General features: G+C 73.5%; 2 protein-coding genes. Both read left to right on the plus strand.

Translation table 11 applies throughout. The features are described from left to right. Positions 1 to 23: 23 nt before the first annotated feature. Entirely contained in the window at positions 24 to 8372 is an 8349-nt protein-coding gene (locus ACIQVT_RS34620) for a type I polyketide synthase (protein ID WP_403763726.1), read from the plus strand. 30 nt (positions 8373 to 8402) lie between these two features. Beyond that, the coding region (locus tag ACIQVT_RS34625; protein ID WP_403763729.1) for a type I polyketide synthase at positions 8403 to 12191 on the plus strand (3789 nt) is incomplete at its 3' end.

Consider the following 12191-nt stretch of genomic DNA (forward strand, 5'->3'; position numbering starts at 1 on the left):
GTGTGGCGGTCGACTGGACCGGTGTGCTGCCCGAGGGCGCCGGAGTCGCCGACGTGGAGTTGCCGACGTACGCCTTCGACCACCGGCACTACTGGCTCCGGCTCGACGGAGCGACGGACGCCACCGCCCTCGGCCAGGCCCCCACGGACCACCCGTTGCTCGGCGCGGTCGTCGAAGTGCCCGGTACGGGCGGGGTGCTGTGCACCTCGCGCCTGTCACTGCGCACCCATCCCTGGCTGGCGGAACACACCGTCGGCGGAGTGTCGCTGGTTCCCGCGGCGGCGTTCGTGGAGTTGGTCGTGCGGGCCGGCGACGAGGTCGGCAGCGGGACCGTCGCGGAACTCGATGTCGTAGCCCCGCTGGTGCTGCCGGAGCACGGCGGGGTGCGGGTCCAGGTCGCCGTCGACGGCGCGGACGAGAACGGCTGCCGTACGGTCACCGTGTACTCGACACGGGAGGATGCCGGCGAGGTCGGCGGTGCGGAGGCCTGGGTCCGGCACGCGACCGGCGTCCTGACGGCGACCCCCGTACCCGGCGAGAGCCCGCAGGGAGCTTTCGGCGCCTGGCCGCCATCCGGCGCCCAGCGTGTCCACGTGGATGCGCTGTACGGCGGACTGGTCCGGCGGGGCTATGCGCACGGATCCCCCTTCCGGGCCGTGCGGGCGCTCTGGCGGCACGGTGAGGAGATCTTCGCCGAGGTCGCCGTGCCGGAGGACGACCGTGCGGAGGCCGACCGCTTCGGACTCCATCCGGCGCTGCTGGAGGCCGCCCTGCACCCTGCGCTGCTGGACGCGGCCGTGGCTGACGGCGGCACGCGCGTGTGGCAGTACCTGGGCTGGCGGGGGCTCGCCCTGCATGCCGTCGGGGCCACCGCGCTGCGGGTGCGAATCACCCCGCAGGACCGGGGCGCCCTCGCCCTGGAGGCCGTGGACCGGGCCGGTGGGCTTGTCCTGCGGGCGGAATCGGTGGAGCTTCGGCCGTTGTCCGTCGAGCAGTTGGAGGTCGCAGCGGGTGCACCGAACGATGACTCGCTGTTCCGCGTGGAGTGGACCGAGTTCGCCACGGCGGACAAGCTGTTCGACGAGCCGCCGTCCTGGGCGGGGGTGTGGTCCGCCGCCGACGTCACCGCCCTGGCGGACAGCGCGGCCCTGACGGAGGGCCTCCCGGCGCTGATCGTGCTGGACGCCATGGTGGACCAGGGCCCGGACCAGCACCGAGACCCAGACCAGAGCCGTGGGCAGGTCGGCCCGGAGCCGGGGCACGACACCAAGGGCGGAGGACCGGACGACGACCCGGCGCTCGCCCTCACCAACCGGGTGCTGGCGGCCGTGCAGGCCTGGCTCGCCACCCCCGCCCTGGAGCCGACCCGGCTGGTCGTGGCCACCCGAGGCGCGGTCCCGGCCGGTACCGACGGCGCGGTGAGTGATCCGGCGGGCGGCGCGGTCTGGGGCCTGATCCGGGCCGCCCAGTCCGAGAACCCCGACCGGATCGTGCTGCTCGACCTGGACCCGTGGCTGCGGCCGGGCACCACTCCGGGCCTGGCCGCCGACCACACCCTCGATCGGGTCGTGCATCGGCTGCTGTCCACCACGGAGCCCGAACTCGCTTTACGGGGAGACGCGTTGCACATCCCCCGCCTCGCCCGTGCCACCGCGGCAGGACCCGACCGGTCCGCACCGGCGGACGAGGCGCCTGTGCAGCTGGACCCGGAGGGTACCGTCCTGATCACCGGCGGCACGGGCTCGCTCGGCGGACTGCTGGCCCGGCACCTGGTCACCCGGCACGGCATCCGCCGTCTGGTGCTGGCCAGCAGGCGTGGCCCGGCGGCCGAGGGAGCCACCGAGCTGGTGGCCGAGCTGACCGGGCTCGGCGCCGAGGTCACGGTCGCGTCCTGCGACGTCACCGACCGGGACGCGGTCGCCGAGCTGCTCACCGAGACGCGAAGGACCGGCCGTCCGTTGACCGGGGTGGTGCACACGGCGGGCATCGCCGACGCCGGCGTGATCGGCACGATCCGACCCGAACAGGTGGCGCGGGTGTTCGCGCCCAAGGTGACGGCGGTGCGGCACTTGGACGAGCTGACCCGCGAACTCGTCCCGGAACTGGCGGCGTTCGTCGTCTTCTCCTCTGTCTCCTCCGTCTTCCTGGGCGCGGGCACCGGCAGCTACGCGGCGGCCAACGCCTTCCTCGACGCCGTCGCCCTCCAGCGCCGGGCCGAGGGGCTGCCCGCCACCTCGCTCGCCTGGGGCCTGTGGGACCAGGCCACCGGCGGTATGGCGGCCGGCATGGACGACCTCACCCGCAGCCGGATGAACCGGCGAGGTGGTGTGCTGCCCATGACGGCCGAGGAGGGCATGGCCCTGTTCGACGCCGCCCTGGGCACCGGTGAGGGACTGCTCGTCCCGGCCAAGCTCGACCTGCGGCAGCTGCGCACCGACGCCGGTGCCGGCCGTGCCGTCCCCACGCTGCTGCGTGGCCTGGTGCGCACCGGACGGCAGACCGTGCGAGCGGCGGCCGGGAACAGCGCCGGTGGCCTCACGGACCGGCTGGCCGGGCTGGGTACGGCGGAGCAGGAGGCGCTGCTGCTGGACCTGGTCCGTACGCACGCGGCGACCGTGCTCGGGCATTCCGGTCCGGAGGGCGTCAAGCCGGACACCGCGTTCCGTGACTCCGGGTTCGACTCGCTGACCTCGGTGGAACTGCGCAACCGGCTCCGCGACGCCACCGGCCTCAAACTGGCCGCCACCGTCGTCTTCGACCACCCGAACCCCCTCGCCCTCGCCCGCCACCTGCACGGCGAACTCGGGGAGACCCTGCCGGTGGCCGTCCCCGAGCCGGTCACCGGCGTCGCCGACCAGGAAGAGCCGATCGCGATCGTCGGCATGGCCTGCCGGCTCCCCGGCGGCATCGACGACCCGGACGCGCTCTGGCAGCTGGTGTCCGAGGGCCGGGACGCCATGTCCGGCTTCCCCGACGACCGCGGCTGGGACCTGAGCGGCTTCTTCAGCGACGACCCGGACCGTACCGGCACGTCCTACGTCGACCAGGGCGGCTTCCTCTACGACGCGGCCCTCTTCGACGCCGGCTTCTTCGGTATCTCGCCGCGTGAGGCGCTGGCGATGGACCCGCAGCAGCGGTTGCTGCTGGAGACCTCCTGGGAGGCGCTGGAACGGGCCGGCATCGATCCGACCTCCCTCAAGGGCACCGACGTCGGCGTGTTCACCGGCCTGATGGGCCAGGGCTACGGCACGTCAGGACCCGTACCGCCCGAGCTGGAGGGCTTCACCGGCACCGGGGGCATGGGGAGCGTGGCCTCCGGGCGCGTCGCTTATGTCTTCGGTTTCGAGGGCCCGGCGGTCACCGTGGACACCGCCTGCTCCTCCTCGCTCGTCGCGATGCACCTCGCGGCCCAGGCCCTGCGCAACGGCGAGTGCTCCATGGCCCTGGCGGGCGGTGCCACCGTCATGGCGACACCGGGCACCTTCGTCGAGTTCTCGCGGCAGCGGGGCCTGGCCTCGGACGGGCGCTGCAAGTCCTACGCCGACGCCGCCGACGGCACGGGCTGGGCCGAGGGCGCGGGTGTCGTCGTCCTGGAGCGGCTGTCGGAGGCCCGCCGCAAGGGCCACCGGGTGCTGGCGGTCGTACGCGGCAGCGCCGTGAACCAGGACGGCGCGTCCAACGGCCTGACCGCCCCCAACGGGCCCTCCCAGCAGCGGGTGATCCGCAAGGCGCTCGCCAACGCGGGGCTGACCCCGGCGGACGTGGACGCCGTCGAGGGCCACGGCACCGGCACCGTTCTCGGTGACCCCATCGAGGCGCAGGCCCTCCTCGCCACCTACGGCCAGGACCGCGAAGAGCCGCTGTGGCTCGGCTCGTTGAAGTCCAACATCGGGCACACCCAGATGGCCGCCGGTGTGGTCGGTGTGATCAAGATGGTGCAGGCCCTGCGGTACGGCGTTCTGCCGCCCACCCTGCACGTCGACACCCCGACATCCCAGGTCGACTGGGAGGAGGGCGCGGTCGAACTGCTCACCGAGGCCCGCGCGTGGCCGGAGGTGAACCGGCCGCGGCGGGCGGGCGTGTCCGGGTTCGGGGTGAGCGGCACGAACGCGCACGTCATCCTGGAACAGGCGCCGGCGGAGGACGGCACCGAGCTGGTCGTCGCCCCGGTCGACGGCGTGACCCCGGTGATCGTCTCCGCGCGCGGTGCTGGAGCCCTCGCCGCGCAGGCGGACCGGCTGGCCGAGTTCCTCCGCCGGACCGGCGCGCCGCTGACCGCCGTGGCGGGGACACTGGTGTCCCGGCGGGCCTTGCTGTCCGAGCGCGCGGTGGTGGTCGCCGGAACACCGGAGGAGGCGGTCGCCGGGCTGGAGACGCTGGCCGTGGGCGGAACATCGCCACTCGTGGTGACGGGGACGGACACCGGCGGCAGGACGGTCTTCGTCTTCCCTGGGCAGGGATCGCAGCGGGTCGGTATGGGTGCCGAGTTGTATGAGCGGTTCCCCGTCTTCGCGGGGGCTTTCGATGAGGCGTGCGCGGTGTTGGATGCGCAGCTCGCGGGTGCGGTTGAGCATTCGGTGCGGGATGTGGTGTTCGGTGTGGTGGACGGTCTGTTGGATCGGACGGTGTTCGCGCAGGCCGGGTTGTTCGCGGTGGAGTCGGCGTTGTTCCGGCTGGTGGAGTCGTGGGGTGTGCGGCCGGATGTGGTGGTCGGGCACTCCATCGGTGAGGTCGTCGCCGCGCATGTGGCGGGGGTGTTGTCGCTGGAGGATGCGGCGGCGTTGGTGGCGGCCCGGGGCCGGTTGATGGAGGCGTTGCCGTCGGGTGGGGCGATGGTGGCGGTGGCGGCGAGTGAGGCGGAGATCGCCGAACACCTCGGCGCTGGCGTGGACTTGGCGGCGGTGAACTCACCCGGCTCGGTGGTGCTCTCCGGCGACGAGGACGCCGTCATGGCCGTCGCCGGGAAGCTGCGCGAACAGGGTCGTCGCGTGAAGCGGTTGACCGTCTCCCATGCTTTCCACTCGGCGTCGATGGAGCCGATGTTGGCCGAGTTCGGCGAGGTGTTGGCGGGGCTGACGTGGCACGAACCGAGGATCCCGGTGGTGTCGAACGTGACCGGGCAGGTCGCCGAGCCCGGCCTGTTGACCGACCCGGCCTATTGGGTGGACCACGTCCGTCGCCCGGTTCGTTTCGCCGACGGTGTCGCCGCGTCGGGCGGGTCGGTCTTCTTGGAGCTGGGCCCGGGCGGCGCCTTGACGGGTGCCATCGCCGAGTCCGCCGGTGAGGACGCGGTGAGCGTGCCCGCTCTGCGCGACGACCGCGGCGAGGAGCAGACGCTGCTCGTGGCCGTGGCTCACCTCTTCGTGCGGGGTGCGGTGGTGAACTGGGCGGCGACCCTGCCGAAGGGCGCCACCGAGGCGTACGTCGACCTCCCGACGTACGCCTTCGACCACCACCACTACTGGCTCCCGGCGACTCCCGTCACCGACGCCGTCGCGCTCGGGCAGGGCGCGGCGGACCACCCGTTGTTGGGGGCGGTGGTGGAGGTGCCGGAGACGGGTGGGGTGCTGTTCACCTCGCGGCTGTCCCTGCGCACGCATCCGTGGCTGGCCGATCATGCCGTGGGTGGGGTGGTCCTGGTGCCGGGCACGGGGTTGGTCGAGTTGGCCGTCCGGGCCGGTGACGAGGTCGGTAGCGGTGTGTTGGACGAACTCGTCATCGAGGCTCCCCTCGTCGTGCCGGAGCAGGGCGGGGTCCGGGTGCAGGTCGCCGTCGGCGGACCGGACGAGGGCGGAGCGCGTACCGTCGCCGTGTACTCGGCGCGGGAGAACACCACCGGCGAGATCGGCTCCGACATCTGGACCCGGCACGCCACCGGCACCGTCACGGCATCCGCGGCGGACACACATGCCACAACCGGCATCTTCGACTTCACCGCTTGGCCGCCGCCCGGCGCCGAGCGGATCGAGGTGGACATCGACGCCTTCTACTCCGGCCTCATCGAGCAGGGGTACACCTACGGCCCCGTGTTCCAGGGGCTGCGCGCGGTCTGGCGGCGCGGCGACGAGGTGTACGCCGAGGTGGCCCTGCCGGACTCGCAGCGGGAGGAGGCCGCCCGGTTCGGTATCCACCCGGCCCTGCTGGACGCCGCCCTGCACGCCAACGGTTTCGTCACCCCGCCCGACGCGTCCGCTCCGGATGACGTGCCGCGCACGATGCTGCCGTTCGCCTGGAACCGGCTGGCGCTGCACGCCTCCGGGGCCTCGGCACTCCTCGTACGCGTGGCACCGTCCGGCCCGGACGCAGTGTCGGTGCAGGCCGCCGACGAGACCGGCGACCCGGTACTGACGACGGAGTCGCTGGTGTTCCGCGCGGTGAGCGCGGAGCAGCTGGAAGCCGCGGCCGGTGGGCCCACGGCCGACGCCCTGTTCCGTGTCGAGTGGCCGGACCTGCCCGTGTCCGCCCGCGAAGGCGCACCGGCACCGACCTGGGCGTGGGCGGTGACCGCCACCGACGTCGCCGCACCGGCCGTCGTGGACGCCGCGCCGGACCTCGTCGTCGTGCCGGGCGACGGGCCCGACGACGCCCTGGCCCGCACATCCCGGGTGCTGGACGTCCTGCGGGCCTGGCTGGACGACGATCGGCTCGCGAGGTCACGGCTCGTCGTCGTCACCCGGGGCGCGGTGCCGGCCGGGGACGAGCGGACGGTGACCGACCCGGCGGGGGCGGCCGTCTGGGGCCTCGTCCGCGCCGCCCAGGCGGAGAACCCCGACCGGATCATCCTCATAGACACCGCCCACCCCGACGAACACGACAGCACCGCCCACCCCGGCGGTCCGAGCGGCGCGCAGGGCGACGGCGACCCCGGTGTCTCCGGGTTCACCGACGCGTCCCTCTCCGCGCTCCTCGCCACCGCGCTGGCGGCGGACGAACCACAGCTGGCACTGCGCGGTACAGCGGTCCGCGTGCCGAGGCTGGTGCGGGCCGCGCCCGTGGGTACCGGAGCGGACGGCGCGCGCTGGGACCCGGACGGTACCGTCCTCGTCACCGGCGGGACCGGCTCGCTGGGCGCCCTGCTGGCCCGGCACCTGGTCGAGCGGCGCGGTGTACGGCACCTGCTGCTGGCCGGCCGGCGCGGTCCGGACGCGGCGGGCGCCCGTGAACTGGTGGACGACCTGACGGCGCTCGGTGCCACGACCGTGACCGTGGCCGCCTGTGACACCGCCGACCGTGCGGCGGTGGCGGCCCTGCTGGACTCCGTACCGGACGACCGCCCGCTCACCGCCGTGCTGCACACCGCGGGCGTCCTGGACGACGGCGTCATCGGCACCCTCGACCGGGCACGCCTGGCCCACGTCTTCGCGCCGAAGGTCGTGGCCGTACGGCACCTGGACGAGCTGACCCGGGAACGCGTGCCTAGGCTGGCGGAGTTCGCGGTGTTCTCCTCCGCCTCCGGCCTGTTCGGCTCGGCCGGCCAGGGCAACTACGCCGCCGCCAACGCCTGGCTGGACGCCGCCATGTCCCGGCGCCGGGCGGCCGGCCTGCCCGCCCGGTCCCTGGCCTGGGGCCCCTGGGAGCAGACCACCGGGATGACCGGCGGCACCGGAGCGGCGGCCCGCGCCCGCGGCAACCGGCGCGGTGGCGTCCTGCCGCTCACCCCGCAGGAGGGCCTGGCCCTCTTCGACGCGGCCCTGGCCGGTGACGACACGCTGCTCGTCCCGGTCAAGCTCGACCTCCGGGCCGTACGCGCCGAAGCGGCCACCGGCCCCGAAGTACCTCCCCTGCTCCGCCAACTGGTGCGCGCCGGCAGACAGTCGGCACGCGCCACCGCGGGCGACGGCGGGGACGGCCTGCTGCGCCGCCTCGCCGGACTCGACCGCGACCGGCAGGAAGCCATGCTGCTCGACCTGGTCCGCGGCCACGTGGCCGGAGTGCTCGGGCACACCGGGGCGGACGGTGTGGGTGCCGAAACGGCGTTCAAGGACGCCGGGTTCGACTCCCTGACCTCCGTGGAACTGCGCAACCGGCTGCGCGGCGCGACCGGCGTCAACCTGTCCGCCACCGTGGTCTTCGACTACCCCACGCCCCTCGCGCTCGCCCGCCACCTGCACGGCGAACTCGCCCCGGAGGCTGCCGGGCAGCGGCCGGCGGCCGAGGCGGACGAGGAGCGGCTGCGCCACGCCCTGCTCACCCTCCCCCTGGACCGCTTCCGGGAGGCCGGGCTGCTGGACGCGCTGGTCGAACTGGCCGCGCACGAACCCGGCGCCCCCGCGCCCGGCGAACCGGACACCGCCCCAGGCGCGCTGGCCGACCTGGACGTCGACGACCTCGTACAACTCGCTCTCGGTGACGGCGAATCCCTCGAAGGCTGACGCGGCACACGACTGATTGGGGCAGGGACAGTGAGTGCTTCCTACGAGAAGCTTGTCGAGGCGCTGCGGAAGTCGCTGGAAGAGGTCGGCACGCTGAAGAAGCGGAACCAGCAGCTTCTGAGCGCGTCGCGTGAGCCGGTCGCGATCGTGGGCATGGCCTGCCGGCTGCCCGGCGGCGTCGACACCCCCGAGGACCTCTGGGAGCTCGTCGCCGAGGGCCGGGACGGAGTGTCGGGCTTCCCCGACGACCGCGGCTGGGACCTCGACACCCTGCTGGACACCGATCCCGAGAAGACCGGCACCTCGTACGTCGACCAGGGCGGTTTCCTGCACGGCGCCGGCCGGTTCGACGCGGAGTTCTTCGGTATCTCGCCGCGTGAGGCGCTGGCGATGGACCCGCAGCAGCGGTTGCTGCTGGAGACCTCGTGGGAGGCGCTGGAGCGGGCGGGTGTCGATCCGGCGTCCCTCAAGGGCACCGACGTCGGCGTCTTCAACGGCATCATGGGCGTCGACTACTTCGCCGGCGGGAGCGTGCCGCCCGAGCTGGAGGGCTTCACCGGCACCGGTGCCGCCTCCAGCGTGGCGTCCGGCCGGATCTCCTACGTCTTCGGCTTCGAGGGCCCCGCGGTCACCCTCGACACCGCCTGCTCCTCCTCCCTGGTCGCCATCCACCTCGCCGTGCAGGCACTGCGCCGGGGCGAGTGCACGATGGCCCTGGCGGGCGGTGCCACCGTCATGGCCACGCCCGGCCTCTTCATCGACTTCTCGCGGCAGCGGGGCCTCGCCGCCGACGGCCGCTGCAAGGCCTACTCGTCGAGCGCGGACGGCACGGGCTGGGCCGAGGGCGCGGGTGTGGTCGTACTGGAGCGGCTGTCGGAGGCGCGCCGCAAGGGCCACCGGGTGCTGGCGGTGGTACGCGGCAGCGCCGTGAACCAGGACGGCGCGTCCAACGGCCTGACCGCCCCCAACGGGCCCTCCCAGCAGCGGGTGATCCGCAAGGCGTTGGCCTCCGCCGGGCTGACCCCGGCGGACGTGGACGCCGTCGAGGGCCACGGCACCGGCACCGTCCTCGGTGATCCCATCGAGGCGCAGGCCCTGCTCGCCACCTACGGCCAGGACCGACAAGAACCCCTGTGGCTGGGTTCGTTGAAGTCCAACGTGGGCCACACCCAGGCCGCCGCCGGAGTCGCCGGCGTCATCAAGACGATCCAGGCGATGCGGCACGGCGTACTCCCGGCCACCCTGCACGTCGAGGAACCCTCTCCCCGGGTCGACTGGGAGTCGGGCGCCGTACGGCTGCTCACGGAGGCCCGCGCGTGGCCGGAGGTGAACCGGCCGCGCCGGGCGGGCGTGTCCGGGTTCGGGGTGAGCGGCACGAACGCGCACGTCATCCTGGAACAGGCGCCGGCGGAGGAACCCACCGAGCCGTCGGCGCCGGCCGACGGCACAGCCCCGCTGATCCTCTCCGCACGCACCCCCGATGCCCTCGCCGGGCAGGCGGGACGGATCGCCGACTTCCTCCATGACACCGGCACCGCACTGCCGACCGTCGCCGGCGCCCTCGTCTCCCGGCGGGCGGTACTGCCCCGACGAGCCGTGATCCTCACCGAGTCCCGCGAAGAAGCCCTCTCCGCCCTGAACGCACTCTCCGACGGCGAAACGGCCCCCTCGGTGATCACAGGCACGGCGGCGGCCGACGCCAAGACGGTGTTGGTGTTCCCCGGACAGGGATCGCAGCGGGTCGGTATGGGTGCCGAGTTGTATGAGCGCTTCCCCGTCTTCGCGGGGGCTTTCGATGAGGCGTGCGCGGTCCTCGACACACAGCTCGCGGGTGCGGTTGAGCATTCGGTGCGGGATGTGGTGTTCGGTGTGGTGGGCGGTCTGTTGGATCGGACGGTGTTCGCGCAGGCCGGGTTGTTCGCGGTGGAGTCGGCGTTGTTCCGGCTGGTGGAGTCGTGGGGTGTGCGGCCGGATGTGGTGGTCGGGCATTCGATCGGTGAGGTCGTTGCCGCGCATGTGGCGGGGGTGTTGTCGCTGGAGGATGCGGCGGCGTTGGTGGCGGCCCGGGGCCGGTTGATGGAGGCGTTGCCGTCGGGTGGGGCGATGGTGGCGGTCGCGGCGAGTGAGGCCGAGATCGCCGAACACCTCGGCGCTGGCGTGGACTTGGCGGCCGTGAATGGTCCCGGCTCGGTGGTCCTGTCGGGTGGTGAGGACGCCGTGCTGGCGGTGGCGGAGCGGCTGCGGGAGCAGGGCCGCCGGGTGAAGCGGTTGACCGTCTCGCACGCTTTCCACTCGGCGTTGATGGAGCCGATGCTGGCCGAGTTCGGCGAGGTGTTGGCGGGGCTTGCATGGCACGAACCGATGATCCCGGTGGTGTCGAACGTGACCGGCCGGGTCGCAGAGCCCGGCCTGTTGACCGAGCCGGCCTATTGGGTGGACCACGTCCGTCGCCCGGTCCGCTTCGCCGACGGTGTCGCCGCGTCGGGTGGCTCGGTGTTCTTGGAACTGGGCCCCGGCGGTGCTCTGACCGGTGCCATCGCCGAGTCCGCCGGTGAGGACGCGGTGAGCGTGCCCGCCCTGCGCGACGACCGCGGCGAGGAGCAGACGCTGCTCGTGGCCGTGGCTCACCTCTTCGTGCGGGGCGCGCCGGTGAACTGGCCGGCAATCCTGCCGGTGGGCGTCACCGAGGCTCACCTCGACCTGCCGACGTACGCCTTCGACCACCAGCACTATTGGCTCCCCGCTCCCCGGCCGCTCCTGGACGCCACCGCGCTGGGACAGGGTGCGGCGGACCACCCGCTGCTGGGCGCGGTACTCGAGCTGCCGCAGTCGGACGGGCTGGTGCTCACCTCGCGGCTGTCCCTGCGCACCCATCCCTGGCTGGCCGACCACGCCATCGGGGGAGTGGTCCTCGTACCCGGTACCGGGTTGGTCGAGCTGGCCGTGCGCGCCGGTGACGAGGTCGGCTGCGGAGTCCTGGACGAGCTGGTCGTCGAAGCCCCGCTGGTCGTGCCCGAGCAGGGTGCCGTACGTGTCCAGGTGGCCGTCGGCGGACCGGACCGGAGCGGGGCGCGCAGCGTCGAGGTGTACTCCACCCGCCAGGACGTCGGCGTGGAGAGCGGACCGGACACCTGGACCCGGCACGCCAGCGGCACCCTCAGTACCGCCACCACCACCACCGCCCCGACCGGGACCCATGACTTCACCGCCTGGCCCCCGCCCGGCGCCCGGCAGGTCGACATCTCCGACGGGTACGAGAAGCTGGCCCGCGCGGGATACGCGTACGGCCCCGCCTTCCAGTGCGTGCGCAAGGTCTGGCGACGTGACGCCGAGCTGTTCGCGGAGGTCGCCGTCCCCCCGGCGCAACGGGAGAACGCGGCCGGCTTCGGCATCCACCCGGCCCTGCTCGACGCGGCCCTGCACGCGAGCATCCTGGACGCGGCTGCCGAGGTGGCCGACGACGGAGCCGTGGTGGCGGACGACCCGGTGGTGCGGCTGCCGTTCGCCTGGAACGGGCTGGCGTTGCACGCCTCCGGCGCCACCTCGGTCAGGGTACGGCTGTTGCGGCCCGACCCGGACACGCTGTCGCTCGAAGCCGTCGACGACTCCGGTGATCTCGTGCTGACGCTGGACTCCCTGGTCTCGCGGGCGGTCTCCGCCGAGCAGCTCGAAGCGGCGGCCGGGACCCCCAGCTCGGACGCGTTGTTCCGGGTGGAGTGGGACAAGTTGGCGGCTGTGCCGGGTGCCGGTGAGGTGACGGTGGGCGCCGCCCGCAGCCATGGGGACGCTGAGGTGCCGGCGGTGACGGTGGTCGATGCC

It is taken from the genome of Streptomyces sp. NPDC100445, assembly GCF_044759735.1.
Lineage (GTDB): Bacteria > Actinomycetota > Actinomycetes > Streptomycetales > Streptomycetaceae > Streptomyces.